The sequence below is a fragment of the Vibrio sp. S/42/10 genome (assembly GCF_029890535.1).
Lineage (GTDB): Bacteria > Pseudomonadota > Gammaproteobacteria > Enterobacterales > Vibrionaceae > Vibrio > Vibrio cyclitrophicus.
Genome location: NZ_JAKMZC010000002.1, coordinates 95,338 through 117,431 on the forward strand (window position 1 = coordinate 95,338; position 22,094 = coordinate 117,431).

Annotated in this window: 25 protein-coding genes and 1 pseudogene; 20 read left to right on the plus strand and 6 right to left on the minus strand. The window is 40.1% G+C overall.

What is annotated here, in order from left to right:
- Window positions 1–67: 67 nt before the first annotated feature.
- The 4 genes and pseudogenes from L8S15_RS02760 to L8S15_RS02775 form a co-directional block, all read left to right on the plus strand.
- Window positions 68–1,273 carry an iron-containing alcohol dehydrogenase gene (locus tag L8S15_RS02760; protein WP_280571975.1) on the plus strand — a complete coding sequence of 402 codons (1,206 nt, stop codon included), beginning with the start codon at window positions 68–70 and terminating at the stop codon, window positions 1,271–1,273.
- Between the two features lie 195 nt (window positions 1,274–1,468).
- Window positions 1,469–1,900: a tetratricopeptide repeat protein gene (locus L8S15_RS02765; protein ID WP_010431998.1), complete on the plus strand. Its 432-nt coding sequence runs from the start codon at window positions 1,469–1,471 to the stop codon at window positions 1,898–1,900.
- 107 nt (window positions 1,901–2,007) lie between these two features.
- Complete coding sequence (locus tag L8S15_RS02770) at window positions 2,008–2,178, plus strand: hypothetical protein (protein ID WP_016795985.1); 171 nt, start codon at window positions 2,008–2,010, stop codon at window positions 2,176–2,178.
- Window positions 2,118–3,230 (plus strand): annotated as a pseudogene (locus L8S15_RS02775) (anaerobic sulfatase maturase); the annotation flags it as partial. The gene L8S15_RS02770 and the pseudogene L8S15_RS02775, both read left to right, overlap by 61 nt.
- A 105-nt stretch (window positions 3,231–3,335) precedes the next feature.
- On the opposite strand, the gene L8S15_RS02780 reads toward L8S15_RS02775, so the two are convergent.
- A complete protein-coding gene (locus L8S15_RS02780) occupies window positions 3,336–3,914 on the minus strand; it encodes a TetR/AcrR family transcriptional regulator (protein ID WP_010431988.1) in 579 nt (192 codons plus the stop codon).
- 320 nt (window positions 3,915–4,234) lie between these two features.
- Here L8S15_RS02780 and L8S15_RS02785 point away from each other — a divergent pair, with 320 nt between their 5' ends.
- The gene (locus L8S15_RS02785) at window positions 4,235–4,891 is read left to right on the plus strand and encodes a Qnr family pentapeptide repeat protein (protein WP_010431985.1); all 657 of its coding nucleotides are present in this window, start codon (window positions 4,235–4,237) and stop codon (window positions 4,889–4,891) included.
- 285 nt (window positions 4,892–5,176) lie between these two features.
- On the opposite strand, the gene L8S15_RS02790 is transcribed toward L8S15_RS02785, so the two are convergent.
- Window positions 5,177–5,392 carry a hypothetical protein gene (locus tag L8S15_RS02790; protein WP_010431981.1) on the minus strand — a complete coding sequence of 72 codons (216 nt, stop codon included), beginning with the start codon at window positions 5,390–5,392 and terminating at the stop codon, window positions 5,177–5,179.
- A 440-nt stretch (window positions 5,393–5,832) separates the two neighbouring features.
- Between L8S15_RS02790 and L8S15_RS02795 the strand changes: the two genes are divergently transcribed.
- From L8S15_RS02795 to L8S15_RS02815, 5 genes are all read left to right on the plus strand, one after another.
- Window positions 5,833–6,093, plus strand: coding sequence for a DUF5062 family protein (locus L8S15_RS02795; protein ID WP_010431978.1), 261 nt, complete (start codon window positions 5,833–5,835; stop codon window positions 6,091–6,093).
- Window positions 6,094–6,559: 466 nt separating this feature from the next.
- On the plus strand, window positions 6,560–7,093 hold the full coding sequence (gene ectA / locus L8S15_RS02800) for a diaminobutyrate acetyltransferase (RefSeq protein ID WP_010431975.1): 534 nt from the start codon (window positions 6,560–6,562) through the stop codon (window positions 7,091–7,093).
- Between the two features lie 35 nt (window positions 7,094–7,128).
- Window positions 7,129–8,394, plus strand: coding sequence for a diaminobutyrate--2-oxoglutarate transaminase (ectB, locus tag L8S15_RS02805; RefSeq protein WP_010431972.1), 1,266 nt, complete (start codon window positions 7,129–7,131; stop codon window positions 8,392–8,394).
- A 13-nt stretch (window positions 8,395–8,407) separates the two neighbouring features.
- Window positions 8,408–8,794, plus strand: a complete 387-nt coding sequence (locus tag L8S15_RS02810; RefSeq protein ID WP_010431969.1) for an ectoine synthase — start codon at window positions 8,408–8,410, stop codon at window positions 8,792–8,794.
- 78 nt (window positions 8,795–8,872) lie between these two features.
- A complete protein-coding gene (locus L8S15_RS02815; protein WP_010431966.1) occupies window positions 8,873–10,297 on the plus strand; it encodes an aspartate kinase in 1,425 nt (474 codons plus the stop codon).
- A gap of 123 nt (window positions 10,298–10,420) precedes the next feature.
- On the opposite strand, the gene L8S15_RS02820 is transcribed toward L8S15_RS02815, so the two are convergent.
- A complete protein-coding gene (locus tag L8S15_RS02820) occupies window positions 10,421–11,761 on the minus strand; it encodes a sigma-54 dependent transcriptional regulator (protein WP_010431963.1) in 1,341 nt (446 codons plus the stop codon).
- Window positions 11,762–12,096: 335 nt separating this feature from the next.
- Between L8S15_RS02820 and L8S15_RS02825 the strand changes: the two genes are divergently transcribed.
- The 6 genes from L8S15_RS02825 to L8S15_RS02850 all read left to right on the plus strand — a co-directional run bounded on the left by L8S15_RS02825 (window position 12,097) and on the right by L8S15_RS02850 (window position 16,283).
- Window positions 12,097–12,642, plus strand: coding sequence for a BON domain-containing protein (locus L8S15_RS02825; RefSeq protein ID WP_010431961.1), 546 nt, complete (start codon window positions 12,097–12,099; stop codon window positions 12,640–12,642).
- 42 nt (window positions 12,643–12,684) lie between these two features.
- The gene (locus tag L8S15_RS02830) at window positions 12,685–12,855 is read left to right on the plus strand and encodes a DUF1328 domain-containing protein (RefSeq protein ID WP_280571976.1); all 171 of its coding nucleotides are present in this window, start codon (window positions 12,685–12,687) and stop codon (window positions 12,853–12,855) included.
- 8 nt (window positions 12,856–12,863) lie between these two features.
- Entirely contained in the window at window positions 12,864–13,061 is a 198-nt protein-coding gene (locus L8S15_RS02835) for a hypothetical protein (protein WP_010431955.1), read from the plus strand.
- A gap of 70 nt (window positions 13,062–13,131) precedes the next feature.
- The gene (locus tag L8S15_RS02840) at window positions 13,132–13,560 is read left to right on the plus strand and encodes a hemerythrin domain-containing protein (protein WP_280571977.1); all 429 of its coding nucleotides are present in this window, start codon (window positions 13,132–13,134) and stop codon (window positions 13,558–13,560) included.
- 150 nt (window positions 13,561–13,710) lie between these two features.
- The gene (locus L8S15_RS02845) at window positions 13,711–15,324 is read left to right on the plus strand and encodes a diacylglycerol kinase family protein (protein ID WP_010431949.1); all 1,614 of its coding nucleotides are present in this window, start codon (window positions 13,711–13,713) and stop codon (window positions 15,322–15,324) included.
- A gap of 41 nt (window positions 15,325–15,365) precedes the next feature.
- Window positions 15,366–16,283, plus strand: coding sequence for a mechanosensitive ion channel family protein (locus L8S15_RS02850; RefSeq protein ID WP_016789963.1), 918 nt, complete (start codon window positions 15,366–15,368; stop codon window positions 16,281–16,283).
- Window positions 16,284–16,471: 188 nt separating this feature from the next.
- Here the strand turns inward: L8S15_RS02850 and L8S15_RS02855 are convergent, their stop codons facing one another.
- A complete protein-coding gene (locus L8S15_RS02855) occupies window positions 16,472–16,882 on the minus strand; it encodes a hypothetical protein (protein ID WP_016784380.1) in 411 nt (136 codons plus the stop codon).
- 107 nt (window positions 16,883–16,989) lie between these two features.
- Entirely contained in the window at window positions 16,990–17,418 is a 429-nt protein-coding gene (locus tag L8S15_RS02860; protein WP_016784379.1) for a hypothetical protein, read from the minus strand.
- 305 nt (window positions 17,419–17,723) lie between these two features.
- Between L8S15_RS02860 and L8S15_RS02865 the strand changes: the two genes are divergently transcribed.
- The 4 genes from L8S15_RS02865 to L8S15_RS02880 all read left to right on the plus strand — a co-directional run bounded on the left by L8S15_RS02865 (window position 17,724) and on the right by L8S15_RS02880 (window position 19,851).
- Window positions 17,724–17,972, plus strand: coding sequence for a hypothetical protein (locus L8S15_RS02865; protein ID WP_010431939.1), 249 nt, complete (start codon window positions 17,724–17,726; stop codon window positions 17,970–17,972).
- 35 nt (window positions 17,973–18,007) lie between these two features.
- On the plus strand, window positions 18,008–18,496 hold the full coding sequence (locus L8S15_RS02870) for a hypothetical protein (protein ID WP_010431936.1): 489 nt from the start codon (window positions 18,008–18,010) through the stop codon (window positions 18,494–18,496).
- Window positions 18,483–18,695, plus strand: a complete 213-nt coding sequence (locus tag L8S15_RS02875) for a hypothetical protein (protein WP_010431934.1) — start codon at window positions 18,483–18,485, stop codon at window positions 18,693–18,695. The genes L8S15_RS02870 and L8S15_RS02875 overlap by 14 nt, the downstream gene beginning before the upstream one ends.
- 100 nt (window positions 18,696–18,795) lie before the next feature.
- Window positions 18,796–19,851: an AI-2E family transporter gene (locus L8S15_RS02880; RefSeq protein ID WP_010431932.1), complete on the plus strand. Its 1,056-nt coding sequence runs from the start codon at window positions 18,796–18,798 to the stop codon at window positions 19,849–19,851.
- Here the strand turns inward: L8S15_RS02880 and L8S15_RS02885 are convergent.
- Window positions 19,845–22,094 carry a hypothetical protein gene (locus L8S15_RS02885; RefSeq protein ID WP_280571978.1) on the minus strand — a complete coding sequence of 750 codons (2,250 nt, stop codon included), beginning with the start codon at window positions 22,092–22,094 and terminating at the stop codon, window positions 19,845–19,847. The two genes, L8S15_RS02880 and L8S15_RS02885, sit on opposite strands and share 7 nt — an antisense overlap.

Here is a 22,094-nt window from a genome sequence, read left to right on the forward strand (position 1 = left end):
AACACTCTAGACCGACCGGTTTGTATTGGTTATTGTTTAGTCATCAAATAGAAATGAGGTAAATACCATGACAACCAATAATTTTAACTTTCAACTTAAAACCATTGTTCATGCTCAAGAGAATGGCATTGAAAATATCCCTTCTCTTTTTGGTCGCTTAGGTGCGCAAAGAGTCGTGCTCTTTTCTGATAAAGGCTTGGAGTCTCTTGGTTTTGTTGAGCAGTTCTCGGCGTTGTTTGTAAACGAAAAGGTGAACCAGCCAGGTAATGAACAAGCAGTTCAACTTGTTGGTGTGTACACCGATATCGCGCCAGACGCGACTTGCGACAACATCAACGCTGCCATTGAGTTTGCAAACAGCGTCAATGCTGATGCGATCTTGTCTGTTGGTGGTGGCAGTGTAATTGATGCTTCTAAAGGCGTGAAATACGCATTTCATAAACAGATAGATGATATCCGTACGGTGATTGCCGGCGGCGGTCATATGGATGTGTGGCCAAACAATGAAGATATTCGAGTGCCACACATTGCGGTTCCGACAACGGCTGGCACGGGCGCAGAAGCCTCTCCGATTGCTGTTTTTTACAATGAACATGAAAACATTAAGGCAAGTCTAGTCGCGTCTGGATTGGAAGCTGATATCGCGATCCTTGATCCAACGGTGACCACTAAGCTGCCTGATCATCTGACTCGTTCTACCGCGATGGATGCACTAACACACGCTGTTGAAGCGATGGTCTCGCCAATGAGTAATGCATTCACCGACGCTTACGGTATTCAGGCTGCAAAATTGATTGTTGAAAACTTACCCTTGGCATTGAAAGAACCAGAAAACCTAACTGCGCGCGGCAACCTTCTTCAAGCGAGCACTATGGCGATCTCTGCATTTTATTCGTCTTTGGGCGGGATTCCGATTCATAACTGCGCTCACGCTTTTGGTGCGATTAGCCACATTCCACATGGTGATGCCAACACGGTATTAATGCCGGTTGTGATTGAAGCACTGCCAGAGTTCTACATGCCGAATGCGGCGAAGTTAGCTCAAGCATTCTCTGTCGACAGCACGGGAACCGATGAAATGATTTACCTACGCGTGTTGGATTTCTTAAATAACTTCCAAACCAGTGTGGGTGCGATGAAGCGTTTCAGCAGCTGGGACTTTGATGAGCAAGAGAAGAGCAACATTGCAGAAGCGATTGAAAAAGACATCTGTTTTCAGTTCTACCCAATCTCGAAACAGACGATTGAAACCATCATAGATAAAGCGATTTAAGTCTCTGTCTTAATCGACTGAATGTTATGACCATTTAATTCAGTCGATGATTCACTCAACAATCATTACTCGAGAGCCAATTATGAAAATTGAAAACGTATTGCTATCAAGCTTATGCATCATCGCGCCATTCCTACTTTTCACCTAATTCATTCAACAGGGACGTCGTGAACTTTATTCCCGAGGAGGAAATAAATGCTCAATAAACGTTTAACTACCGTGATTTTGGCGGGTGTTTTGGTTGTTCTGTTTTTTGCCAAGGCAAGCTTTGGAAGCGAGAGCTTTGAGAATGAAGCCATAAATGATCAAGTACAGCAGCATCAAGATGTCGTGCAACTGTTGGATGAAGCTTACCAAGGGCAATTGGATGCCCAGCTCTCTGTCGCTTACTTATATCTGAGCGGAGATGGCGTAGAACAGAATGATGAAAAAGCCGCGGAGTGGTTCGTCACCGCAGCCAATAACGGTAGCCCTGAAGCTCAAACACAGCTTGGGTTGATGTATATCTCTGGAAGTGGCGTTCAAGCCAGCCAAGCGGAGGCTGTCACCTGGATTGGCATGGCAGCAGCTCAAGAGTATGACCCCGCGCTCGACTTATTACATTGGATGTCGCAAGCCGCGCACTAATTCAAATCCTAACTCAGGTTAATCACAGAAAGGTTAGCCTCAGAAAAAGTTATTCGCAGAAAAGTTAATTACTGAAAAAGTTAATCACAGAAATTGGAGAACGTCTTATGCAGACATTCAAGAAATCTTTAGTCTTCACTGCAATGGCCGCGGCAAGCAGTGCTGCTCTGGCCGCAGAATCAGAAAAACCGAATATTGTTGTCATTGTTGGCGATAAAAACAGCAGCTGCTTGAATACCCAAAAGGCTCTCAATATACGATGGATGAAGTTCTGTTAGATCGTTATATCAAGCAGTACATAGAAGGGCAGAATACGCCTGAAATTATCTTTTCTTGGCACGGTGGAGAGCCTACCTTGTTGGGGATTGAGTACTTTCAAAAAGTCGTCGAGCTGCAGAAAAAATATTGTCCTAGCTACAGCAAGATTAGCAATGACCTTCAAACCAACGGCACGTTACTGAATGATGCGTGGTGTGAGTTCTTCAAAAAGAATGACTTTATCATTGGTGTGAGCATTGACGGCCCAGAGCACTTACACAATCACTACCGGACCAACCGTGCAGGCAAAGGCACTTTTTCTCAAACAATGCGTGGCATTCGCTACTTGAAGCTGCATAACGTCGAGTTCGCGACCCTAAGCTGCGTGAATGATGTGACAGGAAAATATCCATTAGAGGTCTATCGCTTTCTGCGTGATGAAGTGGGTTCGAAGCAATTGCAGTTTATTCCTGTGGTCGATAAGCGTGAGGCTCATACCAACAATAAATGGTTGAGCAACCAACAAGCGATCATTCCCGTATCAGGCGAGGTTGAACCTTGGAGTGTCGATTCAGTGCAATGGGGAGAGTTTCTGTCGACGGTTTTTGATGAGTGGTTCGAACGCGATTTTGGACAAATATTAGTGCCGTACTTTGAAAATTTTGTCGGAGTATGGATGGGCAGAGAAAGCACCATGTGTACCTTGAGTGAGATCTGTGGAAAAGGGTTAGCAATTGAACCTAATGGCGATGTGTATTCGTGCGATCATTACGTCTTTCCTGAGTTTCAGTTAGGTAATATTCATGAGAAGCCGCTATCGACGCTAGCGTTTTCGCCTGCTCAGCAAAATTTTGGATTCGCGAAGCAAAAGTCGTTGCCCAAACAGTGCCAAACTTGTGAGTTCAAATTTGCTTGTCATGGCGAGTGCCCTAAGAACCGAATTATCAACAGTCGTGATGGTGAGGCTGGGCTAAATTACCTGTGTAAAGGGTGGCTCAAATTCTTTCAACATATCGACCCAGTACTCAATGCTTTGCTTAAAGCCAATAACTTAGCGCCACGGATGGGATAATCGAATCGATCACGTGATAAGCTGAAGCCTAGGTAGAAAAAGAACAAGCCTGAAAAACAAAAAGGCTCGCTATATAAAGCGAGCCTTTTAGTGTGTAGGAGCGGGTTAATTTTTTGAACTCATCGCAAGCAATGTCTCTTCCATGGCATTGTTGAGAATCGAACGGTTGCGCTGCATCGCTGCCATTAGCGTAGAGCCCAGCCATAAGCCATAAAGCGTGCGAGATAGTGATTCAGGATCTACGATATTGAAATCACCCGCTTCATTGCCTTCTTCGAATAGCTTAGCCATACGTAGGATTATCTTTTCTGAACCCTCTGCCATGGTTGATTGTAACGAATTAGCTGTTCCTGCTACCTCTCCGGCTAGTTTTACCACAAGGCACTGAATATTGAAGTCTTCAGTCAACTTCGACGCGCACCAAAATTCGAAATAGGCTTTAACGCGATCACGACGAGAAAGCGACTCATCACTTAAAAAGTCATCTAGCTTAGCGAGATGCTCATCAAAGTAGTTAGTAAGAAGGATCTCACCAAAGTGTTCTTTGGATTTGAAGTAATGGTAAAAAGAACCCTTCGTGCCTTCCGCTTGGTTGATGATTTTCATCAGGCCAACACCAGCAAACCCGTGTTCATTAATAAGGCTAAACCCTGCATCGAGCATAGCTTGTCGCATGTCTTTCATTGTTCTTACTCTTTATGCTGAGAATGAGGAATAGTGTAACGAGCAACATACCAACCGTCCAGTCTAGCGCGTTAGGACGCGGTCAATAATTGACTCGTTCCGTCAAAGTAACATTTTCTCTTATTGGCACTTCTAAGCGACAAAACTTTTTTCAAGATAAGCACATCCTATAAATCGAAAATAACAACCTTAAAGGGCTTGTTTGGTGCCTTAAAATGGCTAAATCAGGGTATTTTAAGTTACTGTTTTTGTTGGTTTTTAATTTGGTGTTTTCTTGAGATCGCAATGGTAGTCTTAGCTTAATTTCTTTAGGGGGCTAAATGGACACCAATAACAGCACTTATCATCAGCACAGTTTTGCTCAGCAAGATTTATCAGAGCTTACATTTACAGCCTGCACGTTTATCCGTTGTGATTTCAGACGTTCGAACTTACGTGATGCAACGTTCATTAACTGTAAATTTATTGAGCAAGGCGATATTGAGGGATGCCACTTTGATATTGCCGACTTACGAGATGCAAGCTTCCAGAATTGCCAGTTGGCGATGGCGAATTTTAGTAACGCGAATTGCTATGGTATTGAGCTACGTGATTGCGATTTGAAAGGGGCGAACTTCACTCGCACTAATTTTGCTAACCAAGTCAGCAATCGAATGTATTTTTGTTCTGCTTATATTACAGGTTGTAACCTGTCATACGCGAATTTTGAACAAGCTTGTTTAGAGAAGTGTGAGTTATTTGAGAATCGTTGGATAGGTACTTACCTTGGTGGCGCGTCATTGAAAGAGTCTGATCTCAGCCGTGGTGTGTTCTCGGAAGACGTATGGGGGCAATTCAGTATGCAAGGTGCCAATTTATGCCATGCTGAATTAGAAGGGTTAGACCCAAGAAAAGTCGATACAACAGGCGTTAAAATTGTTGCGTGGCAGCAAGAGCAACTGCTTGAAAGTATGGGTATCGTAGTGATGCCAGATTGATCTTTTCTGTTTCTGAATACCCATAATATTCAACAAGCCATCACAAGTGATGTAGGACAAACTGAGAACAAGTCTGAACTCTTCGATCAGTCAAATTCGTCAGTTGAAAATTCTACGTGGTTATTGATATTTTTCATAAGCTTGAATGATCAATCTATGATTACGATTAGTGTAAGCTGGATTGGCTATAAATAAAGCCCAATGACTGAAAACGCCCAAAGCGAACAACTTTGGGCGTTTTTACATTTGATTCATTGTCCGTACTGCTGACACTTAAGGCCGTGATTAATGCATACCTGAACGCATTTTGTCGCTGAGTGCGAAGAAAACAAAAAGCACAATACATACCAAAGCGACACACAGCGACACTAAGATAGTTGTAGCGTCAGTCGACATTAACGGGGTAACGAGAGAAGCTAACGCTACTAACATAATCGTGATGTGAACGATTCGTCCGAGGATTGGATTTTTGTGACAGAATGAAGCCCAAAGGTAACGCATTTTTAACACCATTATAAAATTAGTGGGTTTATTCTATTTTCTTAATGAGTGTTTTGTAAATAAGTTTTCGTTACAGGTGACTGTAAATATGATCTCAGTCAGCTTAGTATAAAACTAGTTAAATAACAGTGGTTTATTGGTCTGTCTATGAAGAATTATCATTTAAATACCAACCATAATATTTCGTATTCTTTAGAATGGTAAGCCAAATGTTGCACCATTTTCAGTTTCTTGACTAAGGATCTCATTTATTGAACGTATGATTAAGAGCCCATTTGCTTATCAGTATTCAATGTAAAATAAATTCGAGTAAGCTCCTATCCAGTGGATCAAATTTTTCTATTTATCAGAAAGAGTTTTTCGATTTGAGAGCACGGTAATCTTGTCTACCATTCTGTTTGGTATACTCAATGCTTATTCGGAAAGGTGATGGAGATAATATGTCGAAAACCGCGAAGATCATTAATGAAGATAAACTAGTGAAAAAAGCAGTTGAGGTCGGTTTTAAAATGGCTAAATTGCAAGGTTTTGATTTGCCACATTCATCTCAACCAATAAAGGTCAAAGCGGTGTACTTGTTTCTTGTTGAAGTAAATCAGATCACGCCGTTACCAGAAAGTAAGCTTGATGGGGCAAACATTAAAAAGCGTCTGGCGCTATGGATACATAAAGCATTGCCTGACAATGATCCCTTGAAGTAAACCTTTTCCAAGCTGATATTTCTGGACTCGTTTCCTCTGAGTTCATTATTCATCGATATGTTAGATAAGAAACCTAGCGAGCTCTCGCTAGGTTTTTTTGTTTTTGAGGCCGATATTTTAATAGTGGATAGCGAGTCACTGCCATTCGAAGCGTTGTTATCTACTCGATAGAATGTTCAACACTGAGAGTGTTGGTGATTTATGCCGCTTGATTGGCAATCTGAGCACATAATTTACTAATGACTCTAACCTTCTTTTGACGCTTATTCGGTTAAAGACATTTTCTTAAGATCTCCACCGATCAAATACATTAGAACTCAAAGTATTATTTAATTCATGCTGACCGCTATTAAATGTGACACAGATCACTAATTTTTGTTTTTTAAAGTTAAGGTGTTGATCTTAGTAGGGGGTAAATGCTCATAATAAAAAGGAATTTAATTAGAGTTCAAAGGAATTTCTCGGTATGATTACATCAGCGCCTTGGGTGTTGTGTCCAGAAGTGATAGAAAAAACGAGTGAAGAATGGAGTTTTCGCGAGCCCAAAGCTTCAGATGGCAACGACATTTATCGACTGATTTCAGAATGTCCACCACTAGACACCAACTCGTCATATTGCAATTTTTTGCAATCCACTCACTTTAGTAAAACTTGTATTTTGGTTGAGAACAAAGGTGAGCTTGCGGGCTTTATCTCGAGTTATCAAAAACCGAGTGAGCCTAATGTTCTCTTTATTTGGCAAGTTGCAGTTGCTCCTCGATTTAGAGGTCACTCTTTAGCTTACAAGATGTTGAACAGCTTACTTCGTCGAGAGTGGCTGAAGAGTATAGAAGCTATTGAAACAACCATTACTAAGTCAAATCAAGCGTCTTGGGCACTCTTTAAAAAGCTAGACGCAAAAAATAGTAGCACTGGAAAAGTGACCACTTTCTTAGATGAAAATGTTCATTTTAAAGGGCTGCACGATACTGAGTATTTGTATCGAATACCCCTTAAATAATCATTAACTTATAGGAATCAAATAACGGCCTTATCATGGATATTTTTAAAAAGCAGGAATCTAACGTACGTTCATACTCGAATAGTTTTCCAGTCACTTTTGCTAAATCAAAAGGCTGCTGGCTTGAAACAAAACAAGGTGATCGTTACCTCGATTTTCTTGCTGGAGCAGGATCTCTCAATTACGGTCATAACAATCCAATACTTAAGCAAGCTTTACTTGAGTATATTGAAATGGATGGAATTACACATGGCTTGGATATGCATTCAGAAGCCAAAGCTGAATTCCTAGAAGCTCTTAGTCGCTTTATTTTGGAACCTCGAGCATTAGATTACAAAGTTCAATTTACCGGCCCGACAGGAACAAATGCGGTTGAGGCAGCGATTAAGTTGGCGAAAAAAGTAAAAAGTCGAAGCAGTATTGTTGCATTTACCAATGGTTTTCATGGTTGTACGGCGGGTGCATTGGCTGCTACAGGCAACCAACACCACAGGCAAGGTGCGGGCTCAAATCTCAACAACGTTACGCGTTTGCCATTTGAAGGTTACGCTGGAATCGATGGTTTAAAATTATTTGAAACGATGTTAACCGATAATTCCGCTGGTATGGATAAACCTGCTGCCGTTTTATTGGAAACGGTTCAGGGTGAAGGTGGGTTAAATGTCGCTTCAAATGAGTGGCTACAGAAGTTAAGCAAAATCTGTAAAGCCCACGATATCCTACTTATTGTGGATGATATTCAAGCCGGTTGTGGTCGAACAGGAACGTTTTTTAGCTTTGAACCTTCAGGTATAAAACCAGATATCGTTACGCTATCTAAGTCGATAAGTGGTTATGGCTTACCGATGGCTGTGGTTTTATTAAAGCCTGAACTAGACAAGTGGGAGCCGGGAGAACACAACGGCACCTTCCGTGGTAACAACCATGCGTTCATTACTGCTGCTAAAGCGTTAGAAATGTATTGGTCAAATGATGATTTTGAAAATCATATTCAACGTAGCTCAAGCATGGTCGATGATGTCATTCAACGCAATCTCAAGCGTTTCCCTGAGCTATTTGTTCAACGCAAGGGACGCGGAATGATGATTGGCATTGAATGTAAAGATGGGAACACAGCTGATGAGATTGCAAAAGTGTGTTTTGACAAGGGCATGGTAATTGAGACCGCAGGTCCAAACGATGAAATCTTGAAGTTCTTTTGTCCATTAACCATTTCAGAATCGGAATTGATGCAAGGTTTAACTATTTTCGAAGACTCAGTTGAAGTGGTAGCAACCAAGCATTTCAAGAAAGCATCGTAATAGGGAGAGTAAAATGATTGTTAGAACACTTGATGAATGTCGTAATAGTGAAAGACGTATTGTATCGGATAACTGGGAAAGCACTCGCATGTTATTGAAAGATGACAATATGGGATTTTCTTTTCATATCACAACAATTTACGAAGCGACAGAAACACATATCCATTACCAAAACCACTTGGAGTCTGTGTTTTGTATGAGTGGTGAAGGGGAGATTGAAGTCGTTGGTGGTAAAACTTACCCAATCAAACCCGGTACGTTGTACATCCTAGATAAGAATGATGAGCATTATTTACGCGCATATAAAAACAAAGAAATGACAATGGCTTGTGTGTTTAACCCACCAATTACTGGCGCTGAAGTACACGATGAAAACGGCGTTTATCCACTCGTTGATTAACCCATATATTCAGGGGTGATATCTCACCCCGCTCCCTATTATTTAGTCTTTAATCTCTTCAAGAACAAAAGGTCTTTTATGACATTTACCGTAGAAAAAATCGGCGGTACATCAATGACAGCATTTGATGCTGTGCTCGACAATATTATTCTCCGCCCTCAAAATCCTTATAACCGAATCTTTGTTGTGTCCGCTTACAGCGGTATGACGGATGCATTGTTGGAATGTAAAAAAACAGGTAAGCCTGGTGTCTATCAATTGATAGCGATGCGTGACGATTCGTGGAAGGATGCTCTATCTTATATTGAACGCCGCATGCTATTGACCAATGAGCATATTTTTGCGGATCCAATGAATCGTATGAGAGCAGATAAGTTCATCCGGTCTCGTATTTCAGAAGCCAAAAACTGTATTACTAACATTCTTGAAACGTGCCAATACGGACAGTTTTCACTGAGACATTATTTACCACAGATTAGAGAGTTTCTTTCTTCAATTGGAGAGTCACATAGTGCATACAACACGGCTCTTAAATTAAAAAACATTGGTATAAATTCGACCTTTGTTGACCTTTCTGGTTGGGACAACAAAACCCCTCAAAGTTTGGACGATACGATTAGAGAGGCTTTCTCTGACATTGATGTTACTGAGGAGCTTCCCATAGTAACTGGTTATGCGTATTGCAAAGAAGGTTTGATGCATACTTATGATCGTGGTTACAGTGAGATGACGTTTAGTCGTATCGCTACTATTACTGAGGCATCATTGGCGATCATCCATAAGGAGTATCACTTTAGTTCGGCTGACCCAAAAGTCGTTGGTGTAGGTTCGGTTAAACCGATTGGGGCAACTAATTATGATGTTGCCGATCAACTGGCTAACCTTGGTATGGAAGCTATTCACTCTAATGCGGCTGCTGGGTTACGAGAAAGTGGCATAGAACTGCAAATCAAAAACACCTTCGAGCCAGAACATGAGGGAACACTGATTTCTTCTGATTACCGACCAGACACGAATCACATTGAGATCATTGCCGGAAAACAGAAGGTATATGCGTTACATGTTTTTGACCAGGGAATGGTCGGTAAGGCGGACAATGTTAGTTATGAGTTAATGGAGATTATCGCAGATGCTAGAGTGAACCTTATTGGTAAAGAGATGAACGCCAATTCTATTACCTATTATCTAGGTGGTAGCACCGAGAGTTTAAACAAGGTGTCTTATAAGGCTGAGAAACGTTACCCTCAGGCATCTATTTCAGGTCGAATGGTCGCTATAATCTCAGCGATCGGTTCTCAAATTGATACCAATAAAACGCTCGCTAATGGTGTATTGGCTTTGATGAACCATAGTGTTACGCCTATTGCATTACATTCGTCTATGAGAAACGTAAATGTGCAATTTGTTGTGAGTGATGACAAGTATCAACAAGCGATTTGCGCGTTGCATGAAGAATTCTTTGACCAAGATAAAAGAACCGAGACATCGGTGAATGCAGCATAAAATTTAACAGTGGAGGGCTCACCCTCCACTGTTAAATTTTCATGGAAAAGCAAAACATCAACTGCAAATTAACGATCGCCTGTATATATTTTGATCACACAGCAACATCAGATATGAGTATTACTACTCTTGATACTTATCGAGCTTGTTATAAAGCGTTTTGATGCTGATTCCCAAGTCTTGTGCTGTTTCCTTTTTGTTGCCTTCATTTTCTTCGAGCGTATTGATAATCGCCGCTTTCTCAATCTTCTCGAGAGAAACACCCGCCGGAACCATATCCTCAACGGTAGTCCCTGTTTCTAAAGGAGGAGTATCAAAAATTAGGTGTTCATCTTTAATAGTCTCATCTGCCAATATAAAAGCTCTTTCAATACAGTGCTTTAATTCCCTGACATTCCCTGGCCATGCATGGGCTGATATTTTTTGAAGCGCTGATGTGAAAATGGTCTTCGCAGTGGTTTCATTTGCGTTGCGATGAGCAATAAAATGTTTTGCTAAGCCGACGATGTCGTCGCCTCTTTCACGCAATGGAGGGACATGTATAGGGAAGTGAGCCAACCTGAAATAGAGATCCTCTCTCAAAAACTGTTCTTCAATAGCGACTTGTGGATCTCGGTTTGTCGCTGCAATGACTCGAGTATTAGCGATACTCGTTGCATTACTGCCTACAGGGCGATATTCACCTGTTTCTAAAACTCGTAGTAATTTGACCTGGTGCTCAAGTGGCATTTCGGTGATTTCGTCGAGAAACAATGTGCCACCTTCTGCTTGCCTAAACACCCCTTGGTGTGTGCGATTCGCCCCTGTAAAAGCGCCTTTTTCATGACCAAATAATTCACTATCAACTAACTCAGGGCTGATAGCACCGCAGTTGATCGCAATAAAAGGTTGGTTTTTACGATCACTGGCAAGGTGAATCGTTTGTGCTACTAATTCTTTACCTGCCCCACTTTCGCCGACAATCAAAACATTGGTGTCAGTCTTCGCGACTCTTCTTAAAGTTCGATACAGCTTATGCATGGGCTTAGAAGAACCGACTAACATACCGAACTGGTCTAAATCGCTGGTGGACACTTTACGCCCTTCTTCTTGCTTCTGGAGGAAGTATTGACTGAAGTCTGCAAGGGTATCTTCCAATATTTGCATGTCGACGGGCTTTCTATAATGGAAGATTGCGCCATGGTTCATCATCATGTCTAAATTTTTGTTTGGCGTACCTGTACTGATAATAATCAAGTCCATTTCGTCCAATCCTGTTGCACTCGATAAGGACTTAAAATCATCGTTAGTAAATCGAGAGACTTCAACAATAGCAGTATCTGGTTGCAGTTGTTGTAGCTTGTCAATCCAATGAACATCCATAGTACTTTGAATTATTTCAAAGCTTGATAATTCATCTAGAGAGTTTATTTTAGACCGCAATAATTCATCTTTTAACTCTATAAACAGTGTCGGTAATGACATGATTTAACTCTCTTTTTGTACGACAGAAAACGACCTTGATAATAACATGATGTCCTTCAAATACGAATCTATCATTTACTATACGCCACCTTTTCAATGTAGTTACAATATTACTGATAGTAGAAGTGGCTAATTAATAGTATTGATATTAATTATTCTAGGATCTCCATTGATGATAATTTTTACAAAATACTCGTGTAATTAATACACCTCCGATTATTTTACCAATGGTAAATTTTCAAAGTTAAAGTGTAAATCCTTTATTTTCAGTCAGTTAAAAAGTTGGCATGCTGGTTGCAACTGTACAAGTGTCAGTTAACTAGAGGAGATAATTAATGAGAAATACTGCAAGTAAAATATTATTAGCTACTTTGATTGCAACTTCTTCATCAACTGTTTTTGCTAATAGCATGTGGGAAAAAGAAACTTTCGATGCGTGGATTGATGGAAAAGCAGAAACGACTTTATTACTGAATACTAATTTAAACTCATTTGACATCAACACCTACGTTAAAAATCGAGTGGTTACTTTAACTGGCTCGGTTAAAAATGAAACAGAGAAAGATTTGGCAGAAGAGTTAGTGCTAAGCCTAGATGACGTTAAGTCTGTAAAAAACGAACTTACAGTGATTGATGAAGACAAAGAAAAAACACCCGCAGCCGTACAAGCTTTGACTGATGCTCACATAAAGACACTGGTAATCACTCGTTTATTAATGAATACCAATGTTAGTGGTAGCGATATTCAAGTTAAAACCGAAAACAGTGTGGTTATCTTGAAAGGTTCAGTTTCATCAAGCAGTGAACACGACTTAGCTTTATCTATAGCAAATAATACCCCGAATGTAGAGAAAGTGGTGGATAAATTAAATATTATTTAACCTCTCTACAATTGGTAATTTATTAAAAATTGGGGAATAACGATGATTCGCTGGTCGCTAATATTTTTTATTGTCGCAATTATTGCCGCCCTATTGGGATTTAGTGGTATCGCTGGGGCTACTGCGACAGTAGCAAAGATCATATTTTATATATTTGCAATATCACTACTGGTTTCAGTGGTAATTATGTTGCTGAATAAAAACAAACATTAGGAGTTTATATGAACATCAAATCGAACGCTTACCGTTTTTTAACTATTGTGGGTATTACATTTGCACTTGCGGCATGTAGTGATGAAGGTCCGATGGAACAAGCCGGGGAAAATGTAGATGAGGCTGTAGAGGATACTCAAAACGCAATAGAAGATAGCTGTGAAAATATTAAAGAGCATTTAGATGCGAAAGATGAAGATTGCTAGAACTGTCATCTAGAGTGCAATGAGATGCCAAAATCCTCATAAAAATAAACCAATGAAGTAGGAATTAGACATGAAAAATATATTTGATGTGCTCAAAGACAGTCATGAAAAGCAACGACTTTTGATGGATGCGTTACTCCAAACTTCGGGAGACACACAAGCTAGGCAAGAACTCTATGTTAACCTTAAGGATGAGTTAACCAAGCATGCGATTGCAGAAGAGCGCCATTTTTATGCACCTTTGATCGAGAGTGATCAATCCATTGACATGACTAGACATGGAATCGCTGAACATCATGGAATCGACAAAATACTCGCTCAACTCGATGATACAGAGATGTCTTCACCAGCTTGGCTTGTTTTAATGAAAACATTAAGAGATAAGGTTGAACATCATTTAGAAGAAGAAGAGCAGCGTTTTTTTCAAACCGCAGGTCGAGTCTTAGATACTGAAAAAAAAGAAACATTAGCTCGTAAATATGAAAAAGAGGTTGCTTGAATCACGAAGTAATCAAATTCTTTAAATAAGTATAAAACTGCTTTGTTATCAAGCTAAGGGCTCATTCTTGAGCCCTTCTTTTATTTAATTTAGAGATAGATAAATTTACGGATAAATATATTTAAATTCACGGATAAATTAAGGCGTAACATGTTTATTATTAAATATTATATGCTTCTTGCTATAGCTTGTTTTTTTGCTGCTGCTCTTATACCACAGCTAATAATCCGTGGTGTTTTTGCCTGGTGTAGTTTGTCGATGTTCATCGTTAGTGTTGCCTACATCTTCGATATGCCGTCAATATTTAGGAAGACTAGCGATGGGAAAATAGTGTGGTGGATTAGATGGATCTTCATTCCATTCTTCTTAGGTGTTCGACTGTACAATGCATGGGCAATTAAAAGAGATAAAGTTGAACCAATACAGAAGGTTGGAAAAGGTTTATATGTATCTCGTCGTTTGTTCCCTTCAGATTTATCGTTCTTAGAATCTCAAAACATCCATTGTATTGTAGATGTTACAGCTGAGTTTTCTGGTTTAGAAAGTGCAATGACCGGTGATCAATTTCGCTATTTAAACACCCCGGTTCTTGATCATAAAGTCCCTAAAATGCATAAGCTTAAACATGCTATAAATTGGATCGATACCCAAATCAATCAATCTAGATCGGTTGTTGTGCATTGTGCTCTCGGTCGAGGACGTTCTGTCTTTGTCGTAGCTGCCTATCTTTTAGCAAAAAATCCGTCACTTACTGTAGAGCAGGTCTTGAAAAGTATTAACGACGTGCGAAGTACAGCCCAATTGAACCATCTACAACTGAAAACACTTCAAGCAATCAGTGATAAAGGTTTGCTCACTCTTGGCCATAAAGCTTGCCTTATTGCCAACCCTGTTGCAGGTGGTGGTAAATGGTTGGCGAATGAACAACAGGTTATTCGTGAACTTACGAGAAAGTACAGTTTAGATATTTTTCTTACTAGCCAAGAAGTATCAGCAGAAATATTAGCTAAGCAGGCCAAAGACCGGAATACTGCGCATATTATCGTTGCAGGTGGCGATGGGACGGTTAGTGAAGTCGCAAGGCAAGTTAGGAAGACTGATACACAACTCGGGATTATACCTTTGGGTACCGCGAACGCTCTATGTCATATGCTTTATGGATTGACCTCGAAAATATCGCCTGTTGAAAAAGCGTGTGAGGCTATTTTATCTGGCAACTCAAAAAGAATCGATCTGGCGTTCTGTAATCAACAACCAATATTACTGCTTCTTGGTATTGGGTTTGAAGAACAGATGATCGATTACGCACATCGAGAACAAAAAAATGAAAAAGGGCAATTCGCGTATTTGACTGGGTTCTTCAATGCAGTAATCACCGACGATAATCAACATTTTCAAATTTCAATCGATGACCAACCATCACAAAGTATGAAACTACAAAGTTTGGTCGTGGCGAACTCTTCCCCTTTTAGTACTGTGCTTGCTCAAGGGGGACAGCCTCCTAGGCCGGATGATGGGAAGCTGCATATTACCTATTTGGAAAACACAAATTCACTTAGTAAACGAGCTATCGCTCTATCTGATCTGTTGTTATCGAGTCTCGGAGCGAAAGAACAGGCTAGTTACTTTACTTATGCTTCGGCACAGCTCGTTAAAATTGATTCTGACCGACCTATTTCATACGTGATTGATGGAGAGACGTATTCGGCTGATTCACTGGAGATAAGTATTGATAAGCAAGCCTTAACGGTTTGTATTCCATGAATGTATTGAATAATCCACATATTGAATAAGAAGGAGACACCATGGAAATGAATCTCTCTTTTAACTTAGAGAAGTTTCAGCATCTGATAGAGGGTAAGTTAGAGCATTGGTTAGTTGAAGCAATTAAACTTATCCCTAACCTGATTGTTGCTTTTGTTACGTTTCTTATTTTTATCTTTGTTGCCAACATAAGCGGCAAGTTGTTTAAAAGATTGAGCAATAGAGTTGTCGACTCTCAAGAAGTCATTAACTTACTGGCTTCTATTGTTAAGGTTACCATTGTTACTATTGGATTTTTTGTCGCGTTAGATTTTGTTGGGCTCCAAGGTACGGTTACATCGTTGCTTGCCGGTGCCGGTATTCTAGGTTTAGCTATCGGTTTTGCTTTTCAAGATATGACTGAGAACCTCATTTCAGGTATTACAATGAGTATTCGTAAACCTTTTAAAATTGGCGATGTTGTTGGTTCCAACGATGTCATGGGTACCATAGTCAAAATAAACTTACGAAATACACTGGTTGAAACGTTCTCTGGTCAACACGTCATGATTCCCAATAAGATGGTTTTCCGAAATATTTTGACGAACTACAGTCGAAAAGGACGAAGAAGGGTCGAGATCCCTGTGGGGATTTCCTACGCAGACTGCCCCAAAAGAGCCGCTGAGGTGATAACCAAAGCGATAAACCAAAAGTCTTATGTTAGTCGGAAAGAAGATACGACGGTTTACGCTTCAAGCTTTTCTGATAGTAGCGTTAACTTATTGGTTTGGTTTTGGATTGAGTACCCAGGAGGTTTTGGTTATATGGACGCAAAGCACGACGGTATTATAGCGGTTAAAGAGTCATTATCAGAGGCTGGAATGACAATACCGTTTCCGATTAGAACACTTGATTTTGATCCCAAAGGCGGTAAAAATCTGTCTAGAATGATGACTGGGGCTGTCGATGACGCTTCCTAGAATAACATAGCGGTCCCTCTCGTAAAAAAGCGTCAAGGCAATATGCCTCGACGCTTTTTATTTTGAGTGATGCCAGAATTAGATCAGAATTAAACCTAGATTATTCCCACTGTTTAATGATTGTGTTGTAGGCTTTGATTCTCTTCTCAAGTTAATTAATCGTATCTATTTTAGATGGGTTATATCTGTTACAAATGCTTTGCTATCTCATCATTTTCAACTTGCAACGCCGCAACCCAATAGGAGAAAAAAGCAGACATATGTTGATTGTTAAACTTTCTAATAGTGTTTTTGAGGTAAGAAATTAGGCTTAAATTACTCTGGTACATATCGTTATAACTAACAATTAACTCAGGGGGCTGACTCAATATGTCATTGTCATTAACTTCATTGTTAATGCAGAACTTGGTGTTTACTTCGTTTATTAATGAACGTTCAACTTTTATAAATCGATTTGCAGCTCTTGCAATGTTCCCATGTGCTTTCTGTTCAATTAGGTCAACACATGAGAAGTAGTGATCTTTCAATGTACATAGTATTTTTTCTATGCCTTTATAGTGAATTACCTCAAGGGGATCATTGTCCTTTTTAAACAACATATCATTACTCCTTTTTATCTCAGTAGTATTTATAATTTCAGTTGATTTATAATAATTAAAATAAGCCTTTTCTTTGATTCTGATTTCCAACCATCATTCGCTAATAACTAATTCTGACGCATGTTGTGTATTTGGTCTCGACATGATTCCATTTCATTTTTTACCACTTTTAATCTTCTTCTCCCTTCTATATCAGGGTTAGTTTCTAGCAGTGATTCAATGTCGGAAATGATCTTTGTCTCGACACCTTCTAGGTGCTTTAAATAGAGCTCTTGATTGTTTTTACCTTTTGTATCTTCCGCTTCAATACAGCGCTCTCTGGCATTTATCGTATAACTAGCGGGTATCTGTTCTTGATGTATTTTTGAGTAGTAAGTTAAAGATTGTAACTTTAACTCTGCACATTTCTTTACCGTGTAGATATCAAAAAGATTTTTTGCCATCTTTTCACTTCTTATGTTGGATATCGCTTTTTCGTAAATAATATTTCCACTTTTTATCAGGTTAACAATAGATAATATACTTTGGTTTCTCATGAATCCTCATTTGGTTCTAAGCTGTATTTGGTTTATTGCATTTTTTATGCCAATTAATAACCCTATATTCAGCTTGTTTCGTCTAAGGTTTTACTTTGCTTTTGTAAAAAATACATTAATAGATGTTTTCTAGTGAAATTATTACATTGATTAATGCCATTTATTAATGATATGGGAGCTTATCTTCAATTATTCTGGTACTTGTGAAAGTTGGCACGATGCTAGCATTGATTATTAAAGTAGCTAGAGATTAATAGTATTAATATTATTCTCTGGCTTATGATAATCAAATAAGGAGAAAACTTATGCCAAAGTCAAACGCTAAAAATTCAGAAGCCAAACAACAAATTGAAGAAACTTATGAAAAAGCTGAAGAGGCCGCAGTAGAAGTTATCGAAAATGTGAAAGAGGCGGTCCATGAAACTCTCGAGGCCAGCTCTGAAAGTGTGAAGAACACGTCTGAGAAAGCGGAAAACATCATTAAAGAGCGTCCATTATTGAGTGTTGGCTGTGCGTTTCTCGCTGGTTGGGCTGTCTCGAAGTTAATCAAATAGCCATATATCAACATCGCAATTGAGAGAGCACCGTTATGCAGGTAAATAGTCAAAATGATCCAGTAAACTCTGCCAATGATAAATCGAGCGATCGTAAGGTGGATGATCTTAAACGTTCTGCTTCTGAGTTAAATGGATTGTGGAAAGACTTAGCTATATTACAGACACATACCCAGCAATGGTCTCAATCGACCTTAGAGCTTTTCTTATTGGAGTTTCGCAATAGTGTTGATGCATTTAAAAAGCGTCTTGTGTTTCAGCTCCTCTTTGTTGCGTTGTTACCGCTGTTTCTTTTTAGTATCGCCGTCGGTGCTGGAGTAGTGATCTACTACTTCACTTTGAATCTGTTAGCGGGTTACGGCGCGTTTATATTCACACTCGGTTTGATTCTAATATGCTTGGTACTTCGTTCTAGTTACTTAAAGCAATTTATAGGTTTTGAATGTACGAAAGAGCAATTGAAGGAGGGGTTACATGTCAGCACTCAAGAATCGACAAAGACAGATTCAAATGAAAAGACTTGAGGGGAGAAGTAGAGCTCGTCAAGTTGCACTTTGTATGGGACTTATTCGTCACAAAGGAAAAGAGTTTGTTCACAAGCACCCCTTGTATGCTCTTGGCATCACAGGCCTTGGTGTTGTAATTTTGAATCGAACTCATCGTTTTAAATCGTCTGTTTTTGGTTATAAACAGCTATCGCTAATACTTAATTTACTTAAGTAACCATCATTTTTAATTCAAGTTAGTGTTGGCTGACGGTATCGAGTGCCTGATTCAAATTGACGAAGCCTCAAAAACAAGACCTCCTACTCATAGGAATAAAATGACATCAAAAAAATACAGTATTCTTAGACAACGAAGTGTGTTGCAAACTAGTTTTATGCTCCTTGCTGTTCTCATGATGTCTATTTTTACATTACATATCGCCAAGCCATTTTTGTTGCCAATCATCTTTGGTGCTTTTATTTCTTTGCTATGTAGCCCTCTAGTTAACTACCTTACTCGCTTCGGTATCCCTCGAGTCATTAACGTAATGGCTGTACTTATTGGTTTTATTGGCTTTGTTGTGATTAGTTTGAATATGTTGAGTGAGCCCGCTCAGCAATGGTGGTCAAAATTACCAATGTTGGTTGAGAATGTATCTAATGAAGTGAGTGAGGTTACTCAAAACAGTCGCTTAACTGACGCCACCGGGTTCTCCATGAGTAGTACTGTTACCAATGATGGGCTTACCAATAACACGGCTTTTTCCATTATAGAATCAGTGCTTACGACAACACCAACCATTGTTACTCAGTTGTTGGTTGCGTTTCTTATGGCGTATTTCATGATGAATTACGGTCGAAAAATTTATTCTCAAAGCTTATCTCTTTTTGAATGCTTTTCAGATAAGCGTAGGGCTGTTGAATTGGTTAAAGTTGTTCAAAAGGATTTGTCTCGTTACATAGGCGCCATCACCATCATTAATGTTTGCTTAGGACTCACTGTTGGCTTTGCTTTTTATATGATGGGATTGCAAGACCCTTTCCTTTGGGGCGCTTTTGCAGGCTTAATGAATTTTATCCCCTATCTTGGCCCGATGGTTTCAGTTACGTGCTTTGCTTTAGTCTCTTTTATACAGTTTGAGTCGTTTAGCTACGCATTGACGGTCGCTGCGATCTTCCTGGCGATTAATTTGATAGAAAGCCAATTGGTTACTCCTACATTACTGGGGAAAAGGTTTAGTCTCAATCCGCTGATTTTATTTGTATGGCTTGTATTTTGGGGTTGGCTATGGGGCTCTATGGGAATGTTAGTAGGGGTCCCATTACTTGTCTGTGTGAATGTATTTTTTGAACAGTTAAGACATCCAAGGTTGAATGCTCATAAAGGTCAGTAGAGCAGAAGTAAGCCTTGATAACCACTCAGCGTCACTTCTTTCACATAGTCTCCAATGTTGCCATTTGTATCGACCGGCCTCATGGGTTTTTTTAATGGAATATTGAGTTTAGGCGCTGAATAGAAGTCTGGATTTTTGCCGTAGAAATCGGTGCGGAAGAGTACGCGACCATGCTCAAACTCACGTGCGACCACCATTTCTTGTGGGCCGCCTTCCACTGCGTTTTCATCTGTTCGATAAGCGAAATAGGTATAGGTTGGTAACAGTCGAACCATACCGTTTGGCAGCGCTGGGTGCATGATGTGGTTGTTAGTTGAATCGCCAATTATGGTGTAGTCGTTGGGGGTAGGGTTTAAGGTCGATATCATCAAAGGAATCGGTTTCAAATGAGTAGGAATCTGGTTAGTTGGATTGCCGAGTTCTATCTTAAGTAACTCCGTTGGTTGGTAGGCGATATTTTTTGGTACACCACTTTTCCAATAATTATCTTTAGTTGTGTTACCACTTCCATACACATAACTGCCACTCCATTGATTAAAATAGCTATGTGTCGGTTGAGCGTTGAGGTAATAGATTACGAGGTTAGAATATTGATCTTGTTGCCAATTGTCCTGATTGTTACCTAGGAACTGAACTCGTCCAAAGCGAGTGGTGGCCTGAAATATAACGTTAGAGCCAGCATAGGCAAGTGCTGAGTTATCCCAAAACTTAGACAACCCGTTAAAGCCGCTAAAACCGGTAGAGGGGAATAAGTATTGCTCCCGAAAGTATAGGTCTCCAGCTTTAATCAAGTGTGCCTGTCCATTTCGACCATAAAGGTTTGCTGCTCCAATGTTGAGACCTATTGAGGGTCTATCTTGGTTAATCTGCAGACCATTCAGAAAAGCAGAGAATTGCTCTTTGTAGACATTGTCAGCCTCGACAGATCCTACGATAAACCCAAGCTCACAGACGGTTCCTCCGGAATAAACCTCAAATTGATTGCGGCCAATGAGTTTATTGGTATCGTCGTTGTAGGCCCCAGCCAGCCCTTGTTCCTCCCAGGTTTTGGAATAGTAATTTTGTAGAATCATTAACAGGTTTGGATTGGCCAAATTGGTCAGCGCCCATGATGAGTTTTGGTTCCACATTCGCCCGAATGGGATCACGCGAGATTCCCAACGAAAGCGAGCCGTGGCTGATTTGTTGTTCCTGTTTTCATATTCATAAGGGGATAAATAGTTGTCTTGATTGAGATCCGCCGATTGGTCAAAACCACGAACCTTTCGCCATTGCTTTGTTTCGTTGTGAGATCTTGAATTCGTATTTGTGATCTGAGATAGAAGGTCTTTGGCAGCGATTTTTTGGAAGCTGTCTTTCAATTGAACTCGATTCAAGCGAGGTCGGATATCACTTGAGTTGCCTTGCCAACGGATTCTGACAACGTATAAACGGCCGCCATCTCTCACCAATGTAGAACCAAAATATTGCCCACCACCGTAACTCTGGCCGCTGCTATCATGAGTTGTTGCTCTGACCCAATCAGAGGGCACTCGCCAGCTTACCGCTTGGCTTTGAGTCATATTGTGTGTGTGATCATTAGTTATTTCTAAGTGAGCCCATGCCGTAGATTGGCCTAGATCATTCATCGATATGGGGTATTCAATATGGAATTCTCCGCCTTGCGCAAAGCGCGAAAATTCGAATGTTAAGCTATCGAATTTCTCCGAATGGTAAATGTAGAGTGCGCCCCCTTTGTCGAAATGTTCAAATACATCTGCATTCCAAGGCGGCTGCTGATAAAGTGCATAACCCGCATGCTTTTCGTTTTCGGTATAGCCAATGATCATAGGCTTACGGTTTAATAGCGTATTGTCACCGTGTGTAGTATCGAGTTCAGCTAGAATGGTGTCTTCTGCAAAGTGTAGAAAAAAATCTTCGTAATCTATCCCGTTTTTCTCTGCCGTGTTTCTAATTTCGTTTTCCAACTCTCCTGAATTCAGCTCTAACTTTTGGTTGTACATATAGCCGATAGTTTTAACTTTTTCGTTATCACGTTTATTGCCGAAAGCGCCAAACACTAAGTCACTATTATCGATCTCCCAATCAACCACGTTGTCTGCTGATACAGCAGAGCCTTGCAGGTTAATCCCTTGTTCATGCTGGCCTGGTAATACGATCGCATAGCCAGCGTAGCTAGAGTTACATATGAAAATAGAGCAGAAGGTCGCTGTGGAGAGCAACAAAGCTTGGTGTTTTGTCAT

Excerpts from the sequence above, each read along its gene's own strand:
- L8S15_RS02760 (WP_280571975.1), top strand. The coding sequence starts at position 68 with ATGACAACCAATAATTTTAACTTTCAACTTAAAACCATTGTTCATGCT.
- L8S15_RS02765 (WP_010431998.1), top strand. The coding sequence starts at position 1,469 with ATGCTCAATAAACGTTTAACTACCGTGATTTTGGCGGGTGTTTTGGTT.
- L8S15_RS02770 (WP_016795985.1), top strand. The coding sequence starts at position 2,008 with ATGCAGACATTCAAGAAATCTTTAGTCTTCACTGCAATGGCCGCGGCA.
- L8S15_RS02780 (WP_010431988.1), bottom strand. The coding sequence starts at position 3,914 with ATGAAAGACATGCGACAAGCTATGCTCGATGCAGGGTTTAGCCTTATT.
- L8S15_RS02785 (WP_010431985.1), top strand. The coding sequence starts at position 4,235 with ATGGACACCAATAACAGCACTTATCATCAGCACAGTTTTGCTCAGCAA.
- L8S15_RS02790 (WP_010431981.1), bottom strand. The coding sequence starts at position 5,392 with ATGCGTTACCTTTGGGCTTCATTCTGTCACAAAAATCCAATCCTCGGA.
- L8S15_RS02795 (WP_010431978.1), top strand. The coding sequence starts at position 5,833 with ATGTCGAAAACCGCGAAGATCATTAATGAAGATAAACTAGTGAAAAAA.
- ectA (WP_010431975.1), top strand. The coding sequence starts at position 6,560 with ATGATTACATCAGCGCCTTGGGTGTTGTGTCCAGAAGTGATAGAAAAA.
- ectB (WP_010431972.1), top strand. The coding sequence starts at position 7,129 with ATGGATATTTTTAAAAAGCAGGAATCTAACGTACGTTCATACTCGAAT.
- L8S15_RS02810 (WP_010431969.1), top strand. The coding sequence starts at position 8,408 with ATGATTGTTAGAACACTTGATGAATGTCGTAATAGTGAAAGACGTATT.
- L8S15_RS02815 (WP_010431966.1), top strand. The coding sequence starts at position 8,873 with ATGACATTTACCGTAGAAAAAATCGGCGGTACATCAATGACAGCATTT.
- L8S15_RS02820 (WP_010431963.1), bottom strand. The coding sequence starts at position 11,761 with ATGTCATTACCGACACTGTTTATAGAGTTAAAAGATGAATTATTGCGG.
- L8S15_RS02825 (WP_010431961.1), top strand. The coding sequence starts at position 12,097 with ATGAGAAATACTGCAAGTAAAATATTATTAGCTACTTTGATTGCAACT.
- L8S15_RS02830 (WP_280571976.1), top strand. The coding sequence starts at position 12,685 with ATGATTCGCTGGTCGCTAATATTTTTTATTGTCGCAATTATTGCCGCC.
- L8S15_RS02835 (WP_010431955.1), top strand. The coding sequence starts at position 12,864 with ATGAACATCAAATCGAACGCTTACCGTTTTTTAACTATTGTGGGTATT.
- L8S15_RS02840 (WP_280571977.1), top strand. The coding sequence starts at position 13,132 with ATGAAAAATATATTTGATGTGCTCAAAGACAGTCATGAAAAGCAACGA.
- L8S15_RS02845 (WP_010431949.1), top strand. The coding sequence starts at position 13,711 with ATGTTTATTATTAAATATTATATGCTTCTTGCTATAGCTTGTTTTTTT.
- L8S15_RS02850 (WP_016789963.1), top strand. The coding sequence starts at position 15,366 with ATGGAAATGAATCTCTCTTTTAACTTAGAGAAGTTTCAGCATCTGATA.
- L8S15_RS02855 (WP_016784380.1), bottom strand. The coding sequence starts at position 16,882 with ATGTTGTTTAAAAAGGACAATGATCCCCTTGAGGTAATTCACTATAAA.
- L8S15_RS02860 (WP_016784379.1), bottom strand. The coding sequence starts at position 17,418 with ATGAGAAACCAAAGTATATTATCTATTGTTAACCTGATAAAAAGTGGA.
- L8S15_RS02865 (WP_010431939.1), top strand. The coding sequence starts at position 17,724 with ATGCCAAAGTCAAACGCTAAAAATTCAGAAGCCAAACAACAAATTGAA.
- L8S15_RS02870 (WP_010431936.1), top strand. The coding sequence starts at position 18,008 with ATGCAGGTAAATAGTCAAAATGATCCAGTAAACTCTGCCAATGATAAA.
- L8S15_RS02875 (WP_010431934.1), top strand. The coding sequence starts at position 18,483 with ATGAAAAGACTTGAGGGGAGAAGTAGAGCTCGTCAAGTTGCACTTTGT.
- L8S15_RS02880 (WP_010431932.1), top strand. The coding sequence starts at position 18,796 with ATGACATCAAAAAAATACAGTATTCTTAGACAACGAAGTGTGTTGCAA.
- L8S15_RS02885 (WP_280571978.1), bottom strand. The coding sequence starts at position 22,094 with ATGACAAAACACCAAGCTTTGTTGCTCTCCACAGCGACCTTCTGCTCT.